Origin of the sequence: Legionella quinlivanii (assembly GCF_003265995.1) — a bacterium.
Classification (GTDB): Bacteria; Pseudomonadota; Gammaproteobacteria; order Legionellales; family Legionellaceae; genus Legionella_C; species Legionella_C quinlivanii_A.
Genome location: NZ_MVJN01000006.1, coordinates 60256 through 80361, shown reverse-complemented (window position 1 = coordinate 80361; position 20106 = coordinate 60256). Strand labels below are relative to the sequence as shown.

Below are 20106 nucleotides of genomic sequence, written 5' to 3'. Positions count from 1 at the left end.
CATTAAATCAAGGACTTCTGTCATTCCCGCGAAAGGCGGGAATCTATCCTCAGTCGGCATTGTGGCTAGCTCAGAGATGGATCCCCGCCTTTCGCGGGGATGACAGTTTAATATACAATTGAGCTTAACTTAATGGCAGTGAGAGTTAGAGAGGGGATATCAACAGCAATTAAATCTCGGTGGGATGTAACTATCCTGTTGAGCCGCGGTTGTCTTGTTTTCAATAAACCACTCCCTTGACCCTGTTGTCTGCTCGAGATTTTGCACCACTTCTTCCTCTGCCTCTTCCTTTAATGCATACTCGATAAAATTCTGTACGCTTTTGCTGACTAAAGCGGTTTTCAATAAACTATGGTAGTAAGGCTCATCTTTTGGGATATCCTGAGGAGGATAGTAATTAACCTGAAATTCGGTATCAGGCAATTTTTCTTTATTTTTCTTACTCAGATTTTCACGAACATTTGAAATTATATTATCTAAACCAGGGTTATTAAAGGCGTAGGTCTTGCACTTGCTTAAAAAAGTAATCACTGCAATAAGGGTATCCGGATGGGCTTCGGCAACTGATTTACTCTGGAGTAATTTTACTGACTCCTCATCAATGGCATTGTTTTTCAGTGCAAAAAATGCCGTTGAAAGCAGGAGTTCTTTTTGACATTTTAATGTGTTCTTATCTGAGAAATATTTGGCTGCAAGTGACAGACATTCATTCGAAAATGGTTGTTTGGATTGGAATAATGCAAACATAGCCTTACATCGTACGCCAGGTTCAAAGGCCTTAGAGCGGCAGATATGAGTGATTAGAGAAAGATAATTATTATTTTCTTCAATTTTGCTCAAGGCCAGATGCAGTAAATAATACTGCTCGAATAAAGATTGGGAATGTTTATTGCCCTGTGGCGCTCTTGACAAAAAATCATTGCTAAAAAACACCTGAATTTGTGGCGTCAGAATGTCCATAAAATGGCAGGTTTCATAGATGAACTGCTCATTATATTTTCGGTGGTATTTTTCTTTTTTATCTTTGTTTATTCTCAAATTGACCTGAGGCAGTTGTGTTTCAACAAAATGTTCATTAAATCCTGCCGATGCAAAACTGACAACTATATTTTTTTTAGCCTCTTCATTGAGCGTGAGAACAGTTTCACGGTTTCTGGTGTAAGTTTTGTTGCCAAAATTAAATTGCGCAGCCATTTTTGCATGACTGGAACTTAAATTTTCAGAGGGGCTTTTATTGCATTGCAAGTAAAACAAAGCCTGCAGAATGATTGTTGCATGATAGCGGAGATCAATATCCGGATGTTCTTTCAATTTTTTTAATATAGGATAAAAGGCGGTTTCTTCAATCGATGTTAAGAAAGTAATTTGCGAATTGGAATCTATGGATAATTGCAAATATAAATGGCATTCCTGAAGAATTTTAATGATGCTGTTTGGCGAAAATGAGTTGTCTGCAAAGGAAAACATTTTATTGAAAATATTTTCAAACTGGGCCGACAATACAGCGCCTATTTCCGGATGATGGCCAAACTTTTGCTTAATTGCATTTATCCCCGCCCATAATTCATTATGAATAAGCAGCTGGGAAGTAATTGCCTTTAATAACACTTCAATAAGCCGCTTCCTGAAAAATGAATCAGAAATATCCATTAATTGAATTAAATCTTGGACACGAGCTGAATCCATTGACGTGGTAGAATTAAATTCGTCGAGCATATTTGATGCGACAAAAGACAAAATACGACGCTCAAGTCTGGAAGAAGGGCGGTTTACACGCTCAACCAGCTCTTTAATAGTTTCCGGTAATTTAAAGCGGTTTTTTCCATCTAACATTTTTTATTCCTTTTGAGGTTATTGTTCATCCTGAACGTCATAAATGATAATGGAAATTCGTTTTTTGTACTATCGCGCTATTCCAGCTCGTTCAACTCATTTTTGTTGTTTATGGGTTATCAAAAAACCAGGCAGCATAGGGAGCCAATAAGTAAAACCGCGAAATAGCAGAGTGGCCGCAAAGGAAACATCAAAGGGTAATCCTATTAAATGCAGCATACCCACGAGCCCGCCCTCAAAGACACCCAGACCACCGGGAATTAATGATACTCCGGCAAGTACGGTAGTAAGAACCTGCGCTGCAAAAACTGGAAGAAAATGGGTTTCGACATTGAAGCCATAAAGAATGACCCATAGGGTTAGAGAGTCGAATATTACGATACCAGTAAATAGCAAGACTGCCGGACTTACAATTTGTACTTTTAATAGAACACTCGGTTTAATTGTCCTGATTGAGGAAAATAAGGTTTCAATCGCGGAAAATCGTTTCAGCAGGCCCGGCAATTTCGCATCCGCAGCGAGTTTCCATAGGTACACAAACAAACCAGTGACTACAAACATCAATAAAGCGAAGAGAATTCCCAGAATCTGGTATGTCAGGCCGGGTGAGCGATATATCCATAAAATAATAACAGCGGCCATAAACGTTAGGGTAAAAGCAATCTGGCGGCCAAACACATTGAGCGCAATAGCGAGGCCTATGGCTTTTTTAGAGACTTTTCGAGCCTTTAAAAAATTGGTTACTACAACTGCGCCGCTCAAACCACTTGATGGGACTGTCTGATTCACGAATAGCTGGGAAATACTCAGTAATACCAGCGACAAATAGCTGACACGTTCATTGACCCACCAAAGAGCACACCACCATACCAGAGCCAGAAGCAAATAAGTCCCAAATTGCAGCGCTAATGCCGCTAATAACCAGCCCGGGTGCATCTCCTGCACCAGTTTAATCAGGTGTTTAATTTCGGTGAAGTAAAATAGTACGAGAGCCAGGAGCATGAAGAATAATATGAAAAAGATCCATTTACGCATAGTCATCCTGTTTTTAGATTGCTCTTTTAATTATAGGAACATTTATCAGGATATTGATCTTACTTGAAAATCCTTCAGGCTTTAACCTTTACTCCTACGTCCCTCGAAGAAGCCGAGGACGTAGGCAAGAAATAGATTATTTTACTTTATCTAAAGTGCACTCACTGGTGAACATGGGATCGCTTGGTGTAGTACCATCAAAAATGGTTCCCTCAACTTTAATAATCAACTGTTTGTTATTAAGTGCAATGCTTCCCTTGGATAGCATAGTAACGAGCGATCGAGAACTATTGTAAGGGTAATCAGGATACTCATATACTGTCATAGTCCCTGATAAGTTCAATTGAGTTCTTTCCTGATTCCAATTAATAACAGCTTGTGAAGTAAAGCTTTGCATTTTATCAGATGTAGATTCGGTTTTTATGGCTCCCATGCTATATTGTTCACCATCTATTTCAATGGAAACCTCATCATTGCGGATGATAATCGTTGTCTCATCGGATTCTCCATTATAAGAGCAACTCCCTGACCAGGTACCAGAAAAATCAGTATAATCAGTATCTTGATTCTTTACGACTTTAGTATGAAGGCTATGAGTTCTATGGGTTGATTTCAAATCAGGGAAAATATTAAAAGCGAAAGAACTGCTAGTTACACAAGTTCCTAATAATGCAATAACCAAAGCATTTTTGATCATTTTTAATCCTATAATTGCTAAAGGCCCGAAGTATACAATAATTCATCGGTAATTCAAGAAGGCTAATAGAAGCCAGCTCCATAGTTATGGGCACCAATCTACATGCAATTGCAGAATTCTTAACTTAATGACAGTGAACTTGCCCTCTCTCAACTTGGGTGAGGATTTCTTTAAAGTTATGCCAGAACATTGCACGAGAACGACAGGGTATTTAATACAAAACTGGATAAATTTTAGAGCTATTCTATTATATAAATAGCTACATAAAGGGAGTTAGCAATGAACAAAAGATACAGAGATGCACAAACGGGTCAATACGTTTCTGAGGCTTTTGCCAAAAAACATCCTAAAACCACGGTCAGTGAAAGTACAAGAAGTAATAAATCGGGTAAATCATCGAAAAGAAAGTAAAATTGACAGTATGCCTGACTCAAGGCCAGGCATACCGATCGCTATAAATTATCGGAATAATCTTTTCTGAATCGTTTGACTGCATCTTCGGCCTGTTCTTTAGTGTAGCCGTAATGTTTTTGCAGTTTTCCGAAAATTTCTTGCTGGTTACCTTCGATGACATCAAAGTCATCATCAGTCAATTTACCCCAGGCTTGTTTCATTTTACCTTTAATTTCTTCCCATTTTCCTTCAAAAATATCGCTATTCATTTGAACCTCCCTGGTATGAATAAATAATAAGCAAATGTAACAAATTAAGACTAGACGGAAAATGAGTTAATTGCAAATCGGCTGGGGCTGAAAACGGGGTTACGAAGATAATTCATTAAGTACCAGCTCATCGATAGATTCATCTGCTGCCTCGGTAGAAAGTGAGACTTTCATTTCATGTAATTGTCTGAGCATGCGTTGAGTAAAGGCCTGATCATCAAGCAAGTTCTCAATCATTTTGGCAAGCTCATGCACATTGAAATCATATTGTAATAATTCGGGAGCAACCATCTTGTTTGTGAGTAAATTACATAAACCAAAATACTTCACTCTGATTACTTTCATGGCAACAAGATACGATAAGAGATTTCCCTTATAAACAATGCACATTGGCTTTTTTAATAGTGCGGTTTCTAATGAAGCGGTTCCGGAGGCCACGACTACACAATCGCTGCAGGCCGCAGCCTCGAGGGATTGGCCATTTAAAAAGCTGATATTCCTGATTCCAGCCTGAACAAACTGTTTGACTCGCTCTGAATTTAAGGTTTTGGCAATCGGTATAACAAAATGTAAATCGCTTCTTATCGTATTCAGCTGTTGAATGGTTTGCACAAAAACAGGCATGTGGTGATTAATTTCATTAAGCCGGCTTCCCGGCAGCAAGGCTACCAGCTTGCGATTGGCTGGTAAATTCAAGGTTTGGCGCAAGGATTCGGAATTCTCGAAATGGGGGATTTTCTTTACCAGCGGATGACCTACAAAAGAAACCGGCACACCGGCTTGCTGATAAAGTGTTTTCTCAAAAGGTAAAATAACTGCCATCTTATCAACGCAAGCTTTAATCGTATGAATGCGCTGGGGTTTCCATGCCCAAATCTGGGGGCTGATATAGTAAATGATTTTAAGGTTCAGTTGCTGTTTCGCAAAGCGGGCAAGGCGTAGATTAAAACCAGGATAGTCAACCAGAATTAATAAGTCAGGGGGATTTTTTTCCAGATGTGTTTTGATCTCTTTAAATGCCTTTTTGATTACACGGATGTGTTTTAATACTTCAGTGAGGCCAGTCACGGCATAACGGGCCAGATCATTTACCAGAAAAACACCCGCTTCCTGCATATGCCGTCCACCAATACCACTGAACTGCAGGCCAGGATCCTTATTTAGCAAACGGCGAACTAATTCCGCTGCATGCACATCCCCTGATTCTTCGCCGGCAATGATCACCAGTTTTTTAGATGTGAGCATGACGGCTGGCGAGATTGTTCTGTATCAGGCTCGTAATCGTTGCCGCTGTTGATAGGACATCGCGCCCTTGCTGACCACATACCAGTGGTTTAGTGTCATTGAGGACACAGTAGACGAACGCCTTGATTTCTTCAAGTAAAGCATCGCTTTTTTCAAAAACAGACTCGTGTCGGACAATATTCGGAATACCAGGAAACATCTCGCCATCCCCTTTTTTGAAAACAGCAAATTGCTTGTTGTGGTAATCGATGGATAAATAGGAATCCTGCTGGAATATGCGGGTTTTGCGCTCAGTTTTAAAGCTGATTCGGCTTGCGGTTACATTTGCCACACATTGATTGGCAAAGGTAATACGCGCATTGGCAATATCAATAGAATTGGCTATATCCGCGGAGCGGGAAAGCACGGGAGCGCCCTGAGCATCAATATGAATAATAGGGCTGCTGACTATTGACTGAATAATATCAATATCATGGATCATTACATCAAGAATCACATTCACATCCGTGCCGCGCAGGTTAAATGGGGCCAAACGCTGTGATTCAATGAACAGTGGATTATCAAGATACTCATCAAGAGCCATACGGGCAGAATTAAAGCGCTCCAGATGGCCTACCTGTATCTTGGCTCGATGATGAGCGGCAAGCTGAATTAACTCATCGGCTTGCTCAACAGTTTCGGTAATAGGTTTTTCGATTAAAACATGAATGCCTTGTTTTAGAAATTCTTTAGCAATTTCATAATGCTGATTGGTTGTCGCAGCAATACTGACAGCCTCAACCTTGCCAAATAACTCACGATAATTATGGCAGGCGCTCACTTCGAGCTCGCTGGCTACCGCTTCACAGGTTGCTGGATTGGCATCGCAGACAGCGACTAATTCAGCATCCGGTAACAGTTTATATTTCTGAGCATGAAAGCGGCCCAGATACCCAACTCCAATAACAGCACATTTTAAGACTCGCATACAACATATAAAACCTGAAAAATTTGCACCTATGATCGCATTTCCTGGATGATAAATCAATTTTAAAAGGGTATTATCTGCCTCCTGGTCAATAATAAGAATATGATGATTATGAATATCGCCGGTGTAGACGAGGTTGGGCGCGGCCCTCTTGCGGGGCCCGTGGTGACGGCGGCTGTCATCCTCAGGCATCCCATTGATGGGATCACTGACTCAAAAAAGCTGACTCCCGCTAAACGAGAGGATTTGGCAAAAAAAATTCAGGATCATGCTATTTGCTTTGCCTTCGGGCGCGCGGAGGTTGGTGAAATTGATCGATTTAATATTCATCAGGCAACGCTGTTAGCAATGAAGCGGGCGATTGAAGCATTAAATGTCATCCCTGATAAGGTTTTGATTGATGGTAAACATCGGCCCGTGATTTCCATGCCCTGTGAAACAGTGGTAAAAGGGGATCTACTCATTTACGAAATTGGTGCCGCCTCAATTTTGGCAAAAGTTGCGCGTGATAAGGAAATGATTGAACTGGATAGCCTTTATCCTGGCTATGGATTTGCCATCCATAAAGGTTATGCAACCGAAATGCATCGAAACGCCCTGGAAAAATTGGGCCCATGCCCCATTCATCGACGCTCCTATTCACCGGTCGCCGCGGCCGAGGCCTGATAATTGAGTGGGTAACCCTGGCAGCAGAGCCTGCAGGGTTACTGAGTTGAAAACCTATCGCAAGTTATTAAATAAAATTCTATGAGTGCTAATCGACATTAAAATGCCAAAGCTGGCAAGAAAAGTGACCATCGCAGTACCGCCATAACTAACCAAAGGAAGCGGGATGCCAACAACAGGCAATATCCCCATCACCATACCAATATTCACAAAGGCTGATAAAAAGAAAGTCATCGCAAGACTTGCTGCCAGTAATCGTGTGTAACTTGTTTGAGCCTGTATGGCGATTTGCAAACCGCGAAATGACACCAGTATGAATAAAATGATTAGCGCAAGGCTGCCAAGAAATCCGAATTCTTCACCGCAAACGGCAAAAATAAAATCAGTGGCATGTTCGGGAAGGAAGTTCAGATGTGACTGACTGCCTTCAAGCCAGCCTTTTCCGAATAATCCTCCTGAACCAATAGCAATTTTTGACTGGATAATGTGATAACCCGAACCTAATGGATCATGCTCCGGGTTTAATAACGTCAAGATCCGCTGTTTCTGATAGTCATGCATAACATGCCAGAGCAGCGGGGCTGCTGAACCAATAAGAATGACAGCAAACATAATAATACGAAGCCGAATTCCTGCCAGAAAAATTGCGCTTAGTCCAGCAGAAACTACCATGATTGCTGTACCCAAGTCGGGCTGCTTGGCAATTAGCAACGCTGGAAAGAAAATCATGATGGAGGCAATAATAAGGGTTTTCATATTAATGGGAACTGGCTTTCTATCCAGATACCAGGCGGTCATCATGGGGATGGCCAATTTCATAATTTCAGAAGGTTGAAAGCGAAATACACCCAAATCAAGCCAGCGCTGAGCGCCTTTACCAATTTTTCCCATCACCATTACTGCAAGAAGCAAGGCCAGACCCACACAATAAATCCAGGGCGTCCAGATTTTGTATTTATGGGGCGGAATGGCTGCAAAAATCAGCATAATTCCAAAAGCAAAGAAAAGACGCATTCCCTGGCGCATAATCATACTCATATCCTGATTGGATGCGCTGTACAGAATCAGCATTCCAAACATGACAATGGATAAAATGAGGACTAGCAAGGGCCAGTCAACATGCAATGATTTCGAGGTAAAACGGTAAACCGGGCGCATTGGCTGTGTATTCATGAGGGGTCTTTTCCGTTTTGAAGTTGAAAATAGGCATCAAGCACCTTTCTGGCCACTCCAGATGCGGCTGTATCATTCTCAACAATCACTGCGATGGCAATCTCCGGGTTCTCTACCGGGGCAAAGGCAATAAATAGTGAATGATCGCGTAAATATTCCGGGATTTCTCCAAGCCTTTTTTTCTCATTCTGAGGGAGACTGAATACTTGAGCAGTGCCGGTTTTAGCAGCTACAGAATAGGGCGCATTGCGTCCGAATCGATAGCCGGTCCCCTCATTGTTTGTAATAACGGAATGCATGGCATCAGAAATGATGTTCCAGTAATTATCATCTTTTAGCTTGATAGGATATTCTTCAAGTGGTTTATAAGGGTGGGTTTCTTCCTGATCACTTTGGATTGACTTGGCCATTAAATGGGGGCGATAGCGAATACCTTTCTGGCTCATCGCCGCTGTCGCATTAGCTATCTGCAAAGGAGAGGCTAGCATAAAGCCCTGACCTATTGCTGTGATTAATGTGTCCCCAGGGTACCAGGGCAATCCCTTACTTCGTCTTTTCCAGCGGTTATTAGGAACAAGACCTGGCGCTTCTTCATGCAAGTCGACATGAGTTAGTTGCCCATAACCAAACTGAGTAAGCATATCTTCAATGGAGGCGATACCCATTCGATGCCCGAGCTGATAAAAGTAGGTATCGCAGGAGACGGTAATAGCGCGCTTGATATTAATGATACCATGCCCTGTTTTTTTCCAGTCGCGATAGGAATGGCTGACCCCGGGTAATTTAAACCAGCCTGGATCATAAACGCTGTAATTTGTGTCCACGACCCCTTTTTCCAAACCAGCCAGCGCGATAAAAGGTTTAATTGTCGAAGCTGGCGGATAGAGGCCCCTGACTGCACGGTTATATAAAGGTCTATCCTTGGCAGTTGAAAGCCTTTGGTAGTCTTCAGAACGAATCCCGTTTACAAATAGATTGGGATCATAGCTTGGGGAGCTTACCATAGCCAGAATATCCCCATTATGAGGATTGATAGCTACGACTGCGCCACGCTTATCCTGCAATGCTTCATAAGCCACTCGCTGAAGCCTTGTATCAATAGTGAGGTATAGCTTTTCCCCCGAAATGGGATTTTGTTTACTGACCACTCGAAGTGTTCGCCCGCTCACATCCGTTTCAACCTGCTGATAGCCCACCTGACCATGCAAAAGCGTTTCGTAGTATTTTTCAATACCGGACTTACCAATAAAATTGGTTGCGCGGTAATTAGTTGGATCCACACGCTGCAATTCCTGCACATTGATTCGTCCAACATAACCCAACAGATGAGCGGTCATTTCTCCCAATGGGTAATAACGCATTAATCGTGCTTTAATGCTAACGCCATCAAATTGATGCTGATGTGTTGCAAACAGAGCAACTTCTTCCTGGGTTAGTTTCAATTTAATTGGGACAGGTACAAACGAGCGATTCTGAGCTCGCGCTTTTTTGAAGCTTTCAATATCATCATCTGAAATGGAAGGGAGCAGGGCTTGCAATTGCCTTAGTGTCACCTGCATATTTTTTACCCGCTCGGGAATAATTTCCAGTACATAAACAGGAACATTTTCAGCGAGAACCACGCCGTTTCTATCGAGGATTATGCCGCGCGGTGGAGCAATTGGTATGATACTCATCTGATTTTTCAGTGAGAGAGTTTCATAGCGTTTAAACTGGGATAACTGCAGATAAGCCAGGCGGGAAATCAGAATAATGGTGAAGCAAATAACCAGAGCGATCAAAAGGTTAAGACGAAAAAGATGCATTCGTGATTCGATACGGTCATTTTTTACAGAGTGATTAAATCGCATCTTTGAACATGTCTGGGCCATTAAGAGCGGCTATATTACCTCAATTACTCATTTGTGATAAGGGTGATTCTGAATTATCGACCATGCACGGTAGAGACTTTCGAGTAACATAATTCTTACAAGAGGATGCGGCAGCGTTAAATATGACAGTGACCACTGCTCATTAGCACGTTCGAGAACCTCGGTGCTCAATCCCTCTGGCCCGCCAATAATAAAACAAACATGACTGTTTCCAAGCTGTAACTTTTCGACTTTGGCAGCCAGCGCTTCGCTGCTAAATTGTTTACCATTTATCGCCAGTGCAATCACGTAGGAAGAGGAGGGAATAGCTGACAGGATTAGTTCAGCTTCTTTTTCCATCAGTCTTGACAAGTCACTGGAGCTGCTTCGTTTTCCCAAAGGAATTTCCACAAGATTCAGGCTCGTAGCTTCTTTCAGGCGCTTGGCGTACTCCTTTACACCTTCATTGACCCATGAGGGCATTTTATTACCGCAGGCAATAATTGTGATTTTAAACATAGAGTTCAATAGCCAGACTTATTTTTCCCATAAGGCTTCAAGATTATAGAAGGCACGGCTATCAGGCTGCATTACATGGAGAACATAATCGCCGAAGTCTACTAAAGCCCAGTCACCGTGTTCGATACCATTCTCTGAAAGCGCGGGATAACCATCAGCCTTCATTTTTTCCATGACAAAATCTGCAATTGATTTAACATGGCGTGAAGAGCGCCCGCTTGCGATAATCATATAATCGGTAATTGTAGTCTGCTCCTTGACATCGAGTACTTTAATATCATTCGCATGAATGTCATCAAGATAGGTAAGAAGCTGGTTAAGCTGGGTAGAGTATTCAGACATAGACTATTTCATCTCAATTTTAAAGGGCCTGATTTTAACAGAAGCCGGGAACTACCGCCATTGAGGCAGGAAAATTTTTACAACAGTCCAGTTTTAATTTCGCATTAGTCTGATTTCCCAAGCAACAACTTCCTGATTATCAGATTCAAACCGATACAAAGTAATGTCGCAACCAGAAGGATGATTAACAGCTGCGTAAATGATTGGGCATAGTGCATTTTTAAAAGCGAAACAGACATAGCCGAACCGCCTTCAACAGAAGTTAAATTCGCCAGTTTACCTGAGAGGAAGCCGCCGATGCCAAGAGAAACAAAGAAAATTCCCATCATGGTGCTTACTTTACGCCTGCTGGCCAATACGGTAATAGCAGATAACCCCACAGGTGAAAGCAATAGCTCCGCTATTGAGATAAGCAGATACGCCGGGATAAATAACCAGGGTGATAACAGATGACTATGGCTATCAGCTACACAGACAAAGGTAATAAGTCCATAAGCCAGGGTCATAAAAATCATTGCCAGAACAAATTTGTTGCCGGTACTCAAGCCATTTTGGGTTGAACTCAGGCGCGGAGCGCGGCGTGATAGAAAATAGCCGAATATCAGCATACCGAAGCTTTGAATGCTGACATAATAGGGCGGTGGAAAGTTAATACCTAGCAATGTGGGCTCTACGACGCGTGAAATCAGTAAAGTCAAAGACAGAAACATCTGAAAATAAAATGCCCAGAACATTACAGAGATGATACAGAGAAGCCCAATAACCATTGTTTGTCGGGCCTGGGTACCGCTTTCACGCTGAATGGTGGTCACCAGATAGGCAAGAGAAATCACGACTACTGTTCCGAAAGCCGCATTGGCAATACTTGCAAAATTAAGAATAAGAAAAGAGACTCCCCACAATGCCAGCATAATAGCGGCTGCTTTTAAAAGCTTGGTCGCCTGATACTGGAAAGGATGATAGTCCTCAATTTTGTAAAGCTTAACACCGAACCCAAAGACAAAAAGTGAGATAATCATCCCAAGCGCGGCACTGAAAAAGGAAACGCCCCAACCGAAGTGCTCATTTAGCTGGCTCGGCAAAGTGGTTCCGAGAATAATTCCAGTAGTAATCCCCATATAAAATATCGTAAAACCGCTTTCCCGCCTGGGAGAGTCTGCAGAATATTCATTGCCGAGAAGCGAGGAAATATTGGGTTTCAAAAGACCTGTACCAACTGCTATTCCCGACAAAGCCGCAGTCAGAATGGCGGGGGATGAAAAAAGAGAAAGAAATAAATAACTGGTAAACAGGCAGAGGGCTCCCACAATAACTGTTCTTTTCTGACCCAATAAATTATCGGCTATCCACCCACCGACTAATGGGGATAAATAGGTAACTGCGGTGAAAGAGCCTACTAATGAATAGACCTGATCATCAGGCCACTCAAAGTGAAGAGCAAGATAGAGGGCTAAAAGGGATTGAACCACATAAAAGCCATATCTTTCCCACATCTCTGTGGCAAAAAAAACTTTCAAGGAAGGCGGATGGGTATAGGGTATTGTATTCACGATAGGTATCTTCACATATATTGCTGCAAGTGTAGCATGTGGATTATAAGTTTTCATCAGGATAGTGGTGGGATGATTAGAAGGGGCATCGGATTCGTCAATTCAGTTAATATTTCTTGTCTGATAGCTATATTCCAGCACACCATTCTCTGGTGTATGCTATCCCCCTCGGAATGTCTAAGGGAGCAGTACAATGAGTGTGCAATCTACTAGGGAGCGACTGGTGAAAGCCAGAACAGGCAATGAGCTCGAGGCAGAAAGCTGGTTAACAGAAGCTGCCTTGCGAATGCTGTGCAACAACCTTGATCCGGAGGTCGCAGAAAGACCCGATTCATTAATTGTCTATGGTGGGCTTGGAAAAGCAGCTCGAAACTGGGACTGCTTTGATGCAATAGTCAGAATTTTAAAAAAGCTCGAATCGAATCAGACGCTTTTAATCCAATCAGGCAAACCAGTAGGGGTTTTTACAACCCATGAGGATGCTCCCCGCGTGCTGATTGCCAACTCTAATCTGGTTCCCCATTGGGCAAACTGGGAACATTTCAATGAATTAGATAAAAAAGGTCTGATGATGTATGGCCAGATGACCGCAGGAAGCTGGATCTATATTGGCTCTCAAGGCATCGTTCAAGGTACTTATGAAACCTTTGTTGCTGCAGGGAAAAAACATTATCAGGGAAGTCTGGCAGGAAAATGGATATTAACTGCCGGGCTTGGCGGAATGGGTGGGGCCCAACCCTTAGCCGCCACAATGGCAGGTGCCAGTATGCTGGCAGTTGAATGCGATCAAACCCGTATCAATAAACGGCTGCACACTCGTTATCTGGACAAAAGTACTGATAATCTGGATGAGGCTTTGGATTGGATTAATAAAGCCCTCAGCAGTAATGAGCCGGTTTCAGTTGGTCTTCTCGGTAATGCGGCTGATATTTATCCGGAGCTGGCAAAGCGCGGGATTCGTCCCGATCTGATAACCGATCAAACCAGCGCCCATGATCCGCTCAATGGTTATTTACCAAAAGGATGGACTTTGGAAAAAGCGGCTTCAATGAGAAGAACCCATCCTGAAGAAGTAATTGCGGCAGCGAAGTCATCAATGGCGGACCAGGTCAAAGCCATGCTCTATTTCCAGACACAGGGTATTCCAGTATTTGATTATGGCAATAATATTCGCCAAATGGCATTTGAAACTGGAGTCAAAGACGCCTTTGCCATTCCAGGTTTTGTTCCAAGTTATATCAGGCCGTTGTTTTGTGAAGGCGTGGGGCCTTTCCGTTGGGTTGCATTGTCAGGAGATCCCGAAGACATCTATGCAACTGATGAAAAGGTAAAAGAATTATTGCCGGAAAATCAGCCGCTTCATCGCTGGCTGGATATGGCGAAGGAAAGAATCAGTTTCCAGGGTTTGCCAGCCAGAATTTGCTGGGTTGGACTCAAAGACCGGGCACGCCTGGGATTAGCCTTCAATCAAATGGTTAAAAATGGGGAATTAAAAGCCCCTGTGGTGATTGGCCGCGATCATCTTGATTCCGGTTCAGTGGCAAGCCCAAACCGTGAAACAGAAGGCATGATGGACGGGAGCGATGCCGTCTCCGATTGGCCTTTACTGAATGCTTTGCTCAATTGTGCCAGCGGGGCAACCTGGGTCAGTATTCATCATGGCGGCGGTGTTGGTATGGGATTTTCCCAGCATGCAGGAATGGTCATCGTTGCTGATGGAACTGATGAGGCTGCCAGACGATTGGCAAGAGTATTATATAACGATCCGGCTTCAGGTGTTATGCGTCACGCCGATGCAGGTTACTCTCTAGCCAGGCAATGTGCTCATGAAAATCATTTGTGGTTACCTATGGAAGAGGAAAAAGCCCATGTTTGAATCTGTAAGCATAGTTCCGGGCGAATTAACACTGGCCAGAATCAGAGCGCTTTTGGTTTCAAAGCAGGTTATTACGCTTGATGAAAGTTCTCATGCCGATATTGAGGCCTCTTTCAAAGAAGTGGCGTCAGTAATTCGTGATAAAAAAATTGTCTATGGAATTAATACCGGCTTTGGTTCGCTGGCGTCTCAAACAATAAGTCCTGAAAATCTGAAACAATTGCAGCGAAATATTGTTTTGTCGCATGCCTGTGGAACGGGCGAGCTTCTGGATGATGAGACGGTTGCCTTAATTCTTCTTCTGAAAATAAATAGTCTTGCTCAGGGATACTCTGGGGTAAGTCCGGCGCTGATTGAAGCTTTTCAGTCGATGTATAACCATCAGCTTTGGCCCTGCGTTCCCGCCAAGGGATCCGTTGGTGCTTCAGGGGATCTGGTTCCTCTTGCTCATCTTAGTTTACCATTAATTGGTGCCGGGAATGTACGTTATCAAGGTAAAGTAATGCCTGCTGAAGAAGGATTGGCACTTACCGGCTTAAAATCCCTCGAACTTGGCCCCAAAGAGGGGCTGGCCTTATTGAATGGCTTACAGGTCTCTGCCGCTATCTGTTTACAGGCTTATTATCAATGTGTGACTTTGTTTGAAACCGCTATAATTGTCGGCTGCCTTTCACTGGATGCGGCGCTGGGAAGTGATACGCCTTTTGATGATCGCATTCATCGAATTCGTGGACATCAGTCACAGCGTGTCGTCGCGCAGTTTTATCGCGAGCTATTGGCTAAAAGTGAAATCAGAGAGTCTCATCGTTCCTGCAATAGAGTGCAGGATCCTTATTCACTACGATGTCAGCCACAGATCATGGGTGCAGTTTTGCATCAAATGAATTTTGTCAGAGATACTCTGGCGGTTGAGGTCAATGCAATTACTGATAATCCTCTGGTTTTCACAAGAGAACATGAAATATTATCGGGGGGTAACTTTCATGGTGAAGCACTGGCTATGGCGGCCGATAATCTGGCGCTTGCTATTGCAGAAATAGGGGCTAACTCTGAAAGACGAATAGCTTTGCTTATAGACAAGAATTTCAGCGGATTGCCGGCTTATCTGGTGAAGGAGGGGGGGCTTAATTCTGGATTTATGATTGCTCATGTGACAGCGGCAGCCTGTGCCAGCGACAACAAAGCTTTGGCGCATCCGCATTCAGTCGATAGTTTGCCGACTTCTGCCAATCAGGAAGATCATGTTTCCATGGCCACAAATGCGGCCAGACGATTGCATTTGATGCTGGATAATACAAAAACCATTCTGGCTATTGAGTTGTTGGCTGCCTGCCAGGGCCTTGACTTTCATCAGCCATTGTCAACATCAACCCCTCTGAAGTTGTTCTATGAAAAGCTGAGATCCTGTGTAAGACATTATGAATCAGATCGCTATTTTTCACCGGATATCGAAGTTGCTAAACAGAAAATATCAGAAGGAGAATTCAGAATTCCAAAAATGATGTTACACTCCCCGCTTTATTGAAGATTGAATTCACTATGATTGTTGAAATTTTTACTGATGGAGCATGCAAAGGCAACCCCGGTCCTGGTGGATGGGGGGCTTTATTACGCTACAAAGGCCAGGAAAAAAAAATATATGGTGGGGAAGCGCATACTACAAACAACCGAATGGAACTGATGGCTGCCATTCAGGCACTTACTCTTTTGAATCGTTCTTGCCAGGTAGAGCTATACACCGACTCCCAATATGTCCGTCAAGGTATGACAGGATGGCTTTTTCAATGGAAGAAAAATGGGTGGAAAAATTCTAAAAAAGAAGCTGTAAAAAATGCGGATCTCTGGCAGCAGCTTGATGCTTTGGCTCAGAAACATCAGATTAACTGGCATTGGGTGAAAGGGCATTCCGGTCATGTCGAAAATGAGCTGGCAGACGAGCTGGCAAATCTTGCTATTTCAGAATTATTACAAAACTAAATCAGAGAGATAAGTTTATGCGCCAAATCGTTCTTGATACAGAAACTACGGGTATTAGTCATGATGCGGGACACCGTATTATTGAAATTGGCTGTGTAGAACTTCTGGATAGAAAATTAACCGGTAAGCACTACCATGTTTATATCAATCCTGAACGGGAAGTAGATGAAGGGGCATTTAGAGTACATGGGATTAGTACCGAATTTCTAAAAGATAAGCCACGTTTTTCTGAGATTATGGATGAGTTTCTCAATTTCATCTGCGATAGCGAATTAATCATTCATAATGCCCCCTTCGATGTGGGCTTCATCAATGCTGAACTCGGGCATCTTAAGCATCCGCATCGGCTTGATAAATATTGCATGGTCCTTGATACCCTGGTGATGGCAAAAGAAAAACATCCTGGCCAGCGAAATAGTCTCGACGCGCTTTGCAAACGCTATGAAATTGACAATTCGCATCGCCAGTTTCATGGAGCGCTCCTTGATGCTGAAATCTTGGCATTTGTTTATCTGGCAATGACTGGCGGGCAAACCAGCTTATTTGGCAGCGATCTGGAAGAAGAGCAGCAAATTATTGTTGAAACCGAAGCGGTAGTCAGTAATGTTCAGTATAATATTCCGGTGTATAGCGCCAGTGAAGAAGAGCTAGCGGGCCACAAAAATTTTATAGAATTTTTAGTAAAAAAATCGGGAGTCAATCGCTTTGAGGAGGAGGTGTAAATACACTCTTCTTTAAGCGATTAAATTTATATGATAGAATGGTGCAAAATAGACCATTCAGTGTGTTTTAATGTCAGGATTTGCTTTAAGATCATTCGCTTTATTTTGCATTCTTGCTATTTTAATTCCGGTAAACGGGCATGCGGTTGAAGTTCCAATTTATGATTTCCCGCTTGATCTGTACTCGCAAAATGTCAATGATTATCTCCCTGCTGATAGCATTGATTATGATGCACCGATATTAAGCAGTAATTATCAGGAGCTGCAGGTAGAGCAGTTCTATCAACATTATTACTCAAGTGATGCGAATGGTCTGTCTCCCTGGAGTGAAGGCCTTGTCCGTTCACTTTTTCCTAAAATAAAGCAAACTGAACTGGAAATACTGGATGAATTCAATAATAAAAACAAGGAACCTTCGGCACGTCATTATGGTGAAAACTTTAAAGAACATGATGCCAAATGGTTAAATAGAATAAAGCACAATATGAATCTTGCTGCTTTGGAAACCCTTGAGTTTTCTGAAGCAAACCGAGCTATTGCAATTAATAATAGTTACGCTCGCGCGCTGCCTGAGGCAGCTCCTGATTTTTTACCATTTCAGCCTGCCAGGACAAGGATTTCCCTTCGATAATTTACAGGAGTCGGCAATTTGGAGTGGCACACCGCTTTATGTTTTTGCTTATTCAAACGACAAAGCATGGGCGCTGGTTTTAACTCCTGATGCCTATTTTGCCTGGGTTAAGAGCAATGATATTGCTCTTGCTTCCGGTGAATTTATCAATCAATGGCAAAAGACTTCTAGAAAGAAACTTATTGCAATTACAAAAACACAAACCGAAGTATTTGATAAGACAGGTAGTTCTCAGTTTACAGGGTACATCGGTGAGGTTTTTCCTTTGGTGGAACGTAATAAGCGGACTACCTCGGTGCTCATTCCTGCGAAAGACAATCACAATAAGGCCATTATCAGAGTGGGTTTGATTAATAGTGACTCATCTGAGGTTATGCCTGTTCCCGCAACCAAAAAAACGATTTCTAACTTGCTAAGACAACTACAAAACAGACCCTATGGATGGGGTGGGGCCTATTTTTATAATGATTGCTCACAGGAATTAAAAAGCCTGTTCACTCCTTTGGGAATCTGGCTGCCTCGGAATTCTGCTCAGCAGGGGCAATTGGGTTCGGTGGTGGATTTATCACAAAAAAATGTGGATGAACGCCTGGCATTATTAAAAGAGAAAGGACATCCCTTAATGACTCTGATCTATATCGGCGGCCATGTCATGCTCTATTTGGGCAATAAGAGTACCTCCAATAATGAATCTGAGGCTATCACTTATCAGAACATATGGGGATTATCGCCCCCAACCAAAGATAAGCGCTATGTGATTGGTCAATCCCTATTTTTTCCACTATTAAAATATTATCCGGAAAATACTGACTTGAGCTCTTTAGCAGATAAAGGGTATTTCAAGCTGGTCTTCCTGGATCAATTAAATAATTCCGGATCGCCACAAGCCTTCGCTATTGGCTTTTCAACACCAGGTAGACCAGCGGATCTATGATGAAAAATTTCCTGATTGTTACTGGACTACTGGCCAGTGTATATGCCCTCCCGACGTGCTGGGCTAAAGAAGCTAATCCATGCGATGTACAATACCCGAATATGGCGTTCTGAGAATCAGGGAACACATGGTTGCATTGCAATGGAGGAAAAAAATCTGCAATTGCTGCTTCAATGGCTTGATAAAAGTAAAAATCCTTCTATTTTGATTATCAGCAAAACAGCTCTTAATTCCTGAAGACTGGAACTGCCTAATAAATGAACTATATTTAGGTTAGGATCATCTAAAGGACAGATCATGGAAGCAAGAAACCTCCGCAAATTCATCCTCGCTGCATTGGCTTTTTGTGTATTCGATAATGCGTATGCCGACAATGCAATAATTCCAGACAATGTACCCCACATTAATGTAGCCTCTAATACCTTTGTTTTTAATCCGAGGAAATTAACCTGGGTTGCGATATCCAGTAATGGGAAAGTGGTACGAAGCGGAAAAGCATCCGGTGGAAGTCATTACTGCCGTGATATCAGACGCTCTTGTAAAACCCCTTCGGGAACTTATCGGGTAATGAGTAAAAGCGGGGCAGGATGCCGTTCCAGCCGTTATCCTTTGGGAAAGGGCGGAGCTCCCATGCCTTATTGTATGTTTTTCAGTAAATATTATGCAATACACGGATCTCCTGATGTCCCCAATTACAATGCCAGTCACGGCTGTATTCGCGTAAGACCTGGCGATGCTAAATGGTTGAATCAGAATTTCGTCAAGATTGGAACAAAAGTCATTGTTAGACCTTACTAGAGTTAAGTCTACACCTGGATCCCGCGAACATGTCGCGGGACGTAGCAGGAAAGGATAGAACCAACTGCAAAAAGTTAAGCTCAATTGTATATCAAACTGTCATCCCCGTGAAGGCGGGGACCCATCTCTGAGCTAACTATAATTTCAACTGATGAATGGATTCCCGCCTTCACGGGAATGACAAAGCCCTGACTTTAACTTAATGGCAGATATGGGGAAATAGAAATAAAATACTACTCATCCTCATCCATACTGAAAGAAGAACCACAACCACAAGTTGTTTTTGCATTAGGGTTACGAATTACAAACTGTTCGCCCTGTATGCCTTTGACATAATCGATTTCAGCATCAGAAAGATATTGATAGCTCATAGAATCAATCAATAAATTCACTCGTGAACTGCCATCTGAGCATTGCTGGGAGACGATGGTATCGTCCTCATTAATGACATCGTCAAACGTAAAGCCATACTGATAACCCGAACACCCTCCACCGCTAATGAAAACCCGGAGGTTGAGTTTAGGATTATCTTCTTCAGCCAATAAAGAGGCAACCTTGTCGGCTGCACTGACGGTAAAATGAACGGAAGAGGTTTCTGTCATTGTGGCGTCCATTTGTAACTCCAAAAA

General features: G+C 42.7%; 22 protein-coding genes. 10 read left to right on the top strand and 12 right to left on the bottom strand.

The genetic code is table 11. The annotated features are described in order from the left end of the window. Positions 1 to 159: 159 nt before the first annotated feature. From B1207_RS08720 to B1207_RS08710, 3 genes are all read right to left on the bottom strand, one after another. A complete protein-coding gene (locus tag B1207_RS08720; protein WP_112219602.1) occupies positions 160 to 1833 on the bottom strand; it encodes a hypothetical protein in 1674 nt (557 codons plus the stop codon). Between the two features lie 96 nt (positions 1834 to 1929). Continuing rightward, a complete protein-coding gene (locus B1207_RS08715) occupies positions 1930 to 2868 on the bottom strand; it encodes a lysylphosphatidylglycerol synthase transmembrane domain-containing protein (RefSeq protein ID WP_172458225.1) in 939 nt (312 codons plus the stop codon). A gap of 136 nt (positions 2869 to 3004) precedes the next feature. Then, positions 3005 to 3565 (bottom strand): hypothetical protein, encoded by a 561-nt coding sequence (locus B1207_RS08710; RefSeq protein ID WP_112219600.1) that lies wholly within the window; start codon positions 3563 to 3565, stop codon positions 3005 to 3007. A 279-nt stretch (positions 3566 to 3844) separates the two neighbouring features. Between B1207_RS08710 and B1207_RS08705 the strand changes: the two genes are divergently transcribed. After that, positions 3845 to 3976, top strand: coding sequence for a multidrug transporter (locus B1207_RS08705; RefSeq protein ID WP_112219599.1), 132 nt, complete (start codon positions 3845 to 3847; stop codon positions 3974 to 3976). Positions 3977 to 4017: 41 nt separating this feature from the next. Here the strand turns inward: B1207_RS08705 and B1207_RS08700 are convergent, their stop codons facing one another. The 3 genes from B1207_RS08700 to B1207_RS08690 all read right to left on the bottom strand — a co-directional run bounded on the left by B1207_RS08700 (position 4018) and on the right by B1207_RS08690 (position 6439). After that, positions 4018 to 4227 (bottom strand): CsbD family protein, encoded by a 210-nt coding sequence (locus B1207_RS08700; protein WP_112219598.1) that lies wholly within the window; start codon positions 4225 to 4227, stop codon positions 4018 to 4020. Between the two features lie 99 nt (positions 4228 to 4326). Continuing rightward, positions 4327 to 5472, bottom strand: a complete 1146-nt coding sequence (gene lpxB, locus B1207_RS08695; protein WP_112219597.1) for a lipid-A-disaccharide synthase — start codon at positions 5470 to 5472, stop codon at positions 4327 to 4329. Then, on the bottom strand, positions 5459 to 6439 hold the full coding sequence (locus tag B1207_RS08690; protein ID WP_112219790.1) for a Gfo/Idh/MocA family protein: 981 nt from the start codon (positions 6437 to 6439) through the stop codon (positions 5459 to 5461). Before B1207_RS08690 ends, lpxB begins: the two co-directional genes overlap by 14 nt. 111 nt (positions 6440 to 6550) lie before the next feature. On the opposite strand from B1207_RS08690, the gene rnhB reads away from it, so the two are divergent. Further along, entirely contained in the window at positions 6551 to 7105 is a 555-nt protein-coding gene (gene rnhB, locus B1207_RS08685) for a ribonuclease HII (RefSeq protein ID WP_112219789.1), read from the top strand. 54 nt (positions 7106 to 7159) lie between these two features. On the opposite strand, the gene rodA is transcribed toward rnhB, so the two are convergent. From rodA to B1207_RS08660, 5 genes are all read right to left on the bottom strand, one after another. Further along, positions 7160 to 8278: a rod shape-determining protein RodA gene (gene rodA / locus B1207_RS08680; protein WP_112219596.1), complete on the bottom strand. Its 1119-nt coding sequence runs from the start codon at positions 8276 to 8278 to the stop codon at positions 7160 to 7162. Continuing rightward, positions 8275 to 10128 carry a penicillin-binding protein 2 gene (gene mrdA, locus B1207_RS08675; RefSeq protein WP_112219788.1) on the bottom strand — a complete coding sequence of 618 codons (1854 nt, stop codon included), beginning with the start codon at positions 10126 to 10128 and terminating at the stop codon, positions 8275 to 8277. Before mrdA ends, rodA begins: the two co-directional genes overlap by 4 nt. Before the next feature lie 48 nt (positions 10129 to 10176). Then, positions 10177 to 10647 carry a 23S rRNA (pseudouridine(1915)-N(3))-methyltransferase RlmH gene (gene rlmH, locus B1207_RS08670; RefSeq protein ID WP_112219595.1) on the bottom strand — a complete coding sequence of 157 codons (471 nt, stop codon included), beginning with the start codon at positions 10645 to 10647 and terminating at the stop codon, positions 10177 to 10179. A gap of 18 nt (positions 10648 to 10665) precedes the next feature. Further along, complete coding sequence (gene rsfS, locus B1207_RS08665; RefSeq protein ID WP_112219594.1) at positions 10666 to 10989, bottom strand: ribosome silencing factor; 324 nt, start codon at positions 10987 to 10989, stop codon at positions 10666 to 10668. A gap of 104 nt (positions 10990 to 11093) precedes the next feature. After that, complete coding sequence (locus tag B1207_RS08660; RefSeq protein ID WP_301182688.1) at positions 11094 to 12539, bottom strand: peptide MFS transporter; 1446 nt, start codon at positions 12537 to 12539, stop codon at positions 11094 to 11096. Positions 12540 to 12732: 193 nt separating this feature from the next. Here B1207_RS08660 and hutU point away from each other — a divergent pair, with 193 nt between their 5' ends. The 8 genes from hutU to B1207_RS08630 all read left to right on the top strand — a co-directional run bounded on the left by hutU (position 12733) and on the right by B1207_RS08630 (position 19477). Beyond that, positions 12733 to 14415 (top strand): urocanate hydratase, encoded by a 1683-nt coding sequence (gene hutU, locus B1207_RS08655; protein ID WP_112219592.1) that lies wholly within the window; start codon positions 12733 to 12735, stop codon positions 14413 to 14415. Further along, the gene (hutH, locus tag B1207_RS08650; protein ID WP_112219591.1) at positions 14408 to 15940 is read left to right on the top strand and encodes a histidine ammonia-lyase; all 1533 of its coding nucleotides are present in this window, start codon (positions 14408 to 14410) and stop codon (positions 15938 to 15940) included. The genes hutU and hutH overlap by 8 nt, the downstream gene beginning before the upstream one ends. A 14-nt stretch (positions 15941 to 15954) precedes the next feature. Further along, positions 15955 to 16392, top strand: a complete 438-nt coding sequence (gene rnhA, locus B1207_RS08645) for a ribonuclease HI (RefSeq protein WP_112219590.1) — start codon at positions 15955 to 15957, stop codon at positions 16390 to 16392. Positions 16393 to 16409: 17 nt separating this feature from the next. Then, positions 16410 to 17114: a DNA polymerase III subunit epsilon gene (dnaQ, locus tag B1207_RS08640; protein ID WP_112219589.1), complete on the top strand. Its 705-nt coding sequence runs from the start codon at positions 16410 to 16412 to the stop codon at positions 17112 to 17114. Positions 17115 to 17184: 70 nt separating this feature from the next. Continuing rightward, positions 17185 to 17745, top strand: coding sequence for an NlpC/P60 family N-terminal domain-containing protein (locus B1207_RS16085; RefSeq protein ID WP_253255818.1), 561 nt, complete (start codon positions 17185 to 17187; stop codon positions 17743 to 17745). Then, complete coding sequence (locus B1207_RS08635; RefSeq protein WP_253255817.1) at positions 17651 to 18679, top strand: SH3 domain-containing protein; 1029 nt, start codon at positions 17651 to 17653, stop codon at positions 18677 to 18679. The genes B1207_RS16085 and B1207_RS08635 overlap by 95 nt, the downstream gene beginning before the upstream one ends. Positions 18680 to 18721: 42 nt before the next feature. Next, entirely contained in the window at positions 18722 to 18916 is a 195-nt protein-coding gene (locus B1207_RS15860) for a hypothetical protein (RefSeq protein WP_146740053.1), read from the top strand. A gap of 60 nt (positions 18917 to 18976) precedes the next feature. Beyond that, entirely contained in the window at positions 18977 to 19477 is a 501-nt protein-coding gene (locus B1207_RS08630) for a L,D-transpeptidase (protein ID WP_112219588.1), read from the top strand. 233 nt (positions 19478 to 19710) lie between these two features. Here the strand turns inward: B1207_RS08630 and erpA are convergent, their stop codons facing one another. Continuing rightward, entirely contained in the window at positions 19711 to 20091 is a 381-nt protein-coding gene (gene erpA / locus B1207_RS08625) for an iron-sulfur cluster insertion protein ErpA (RefSeq protein WP_058506481.1), read from the bottom strand. Between the last annotated feature and the right edge of the window lie 15 nt (positions 20092 to 20106).

What these genes read in the sequence shown, in the direction of transcription:
- B1207_RS08720 (WP_112219602.1), bottom strand. Translation starts at nt 1,833, where the DNA reads ATGTTAGATGGAAAAAACCGCTTTAAATTACCGGAAACTATTAAAGAG.
- B1207_RS08715 (WP_172458225.1), bottom strand. Translation starts at nt 2,868, where the DNA reads ATGCGTAAATGGATCTTTTTCATATTATTCTTCATGCTCCTGGCTCTC.
- B1207_RS08710 (WP_112219600.1), bottom strand. Translation starts at nt 3,565, where the DNA reads ATGATCAAAAATGCTTTGGTTATTGCATTATTAGGAACTTGTGTAACT.
- B1207_RS08705 (WP_112219599.1), top strand. Translation starts at nt 3,845, where the DNA reads ATGAACAAAAGATACAGAGATGCACAAACGGGTCAATACGTTTCTGAG.
- B1207_RS08700 (WP_112219598.1), bottom strand. Translation starts at nt 4,227, where the DNA reads ATGAATAGCGATATTTTTGAAGGAAAATGGGAAGAAATTAAAGGTAAA.
- lpxB (WP_112219597.1), bottom strand. Translation starts at nt 5,472, where the DNA reads ATGCTCACATCTAAAAAACTGGTGATCATTGCCGGCGAAGAATCAGGG.
- B1207_RS08690 (WP_112219790.1), bottom strand. Translation starts at nt 6,439, where the DNA reads ATGCGAGTCTTAAAATGTGCTGTTATTGGAGTTGGGTATCTGGGCCGC.
- rnhB (WP_112219789.1), top strand. Translation starts at nt 6,551, where the DNA reads ATGAATATCGCCGGTGTAGACGAGGTTGGGCGCGGCCCTCTTGCGGGG.
- rodA (WP_112219596.1), bottom strand. Translation starts at nt 8,278, where the DNA reads ATGAATACACAGCCAATGCGCCCGGTTTACCGTTTTACCTCGAAATCA.
- mrdA (WP_112219788.1), bottom strand. Translation starts at nt 10,128, where the DNA reads ATGCGATTTAATCACTCTGTAAAAAATGACCGTATCGAATCACGAATG.
- rlmH (WP_112219595.1), bottom strand. Translation starts at nt 10,647, where the DNA reads ATGTTTAAAATCACAATTATTGCCTGCGGTAATAAAATGCCCTCATGG.
- rsfS (WP_112219594.1), bottom strand. Translation starts at nt 10,989, where the DNA reads ATGTCTGAATACTCTACCCAGCTTAACCAGCTTCTTACCTATCTTGAT.
- hutU (WP_112219592.1), top strand. Translation starts at nt 12,733, where the DNA reads ATGAGTGTGCAATCTACTAGGGAGCGACTGGTGAAAGCCAGAACAGGC.
- hutH (WP_112219591.1), top strand. Translation starts at nt 14,408, where the DNA reads ATGTTTGAATCTGTAAGCATAGTTCCGGGCGAATTAACACTGGCCAGA.
- rnhA (WP_112219590.1), top strand. Translation starts at nt 15,955, where the DNA reads ATGATTGTTGAAATTTTTACTGATGGAGCATGCAAAGGCAACCCCGGT.
- dnaQ (WP_112219589.1), top strand. Translation starts at nt 16,410, where the DNA reads ATGCGCCAAATCGTTCTTGATACAGAAACTACGGGTATTAGTCATGAT.
- B1207_RS16085 (WP_253255818.1), top strand. Translation starts at nt 17,185, where the DNA reads ATGTCAGGATTTGCTTTAAGATCATTCGCTTTATTTTGCATTCTTGCT.
- B1207_RS15860 (WP_146740053.1), top strand. Translation starts at nt 18,722, where the DNA reads ATGCCCTCCCGACGTGCTGGGCTAAAGAAGCTAATCCATGCGATGTAC.
- B1207_RS08630 (WP_112219588.1), top strand. Translation starts at nt 18,977, where the DNA reads ATGGAAGCAAGAAACCTCCGCAAATTCATCCTCGCTGCATTGGCTTTT.
- erpA (WP_058506481.1), bottom strand. Translation starts at nt 20,091, where the DNA reads ATGGACGCCACAATGACAGAAACCTCTTCCGTTCATTTTACCGTCAGT.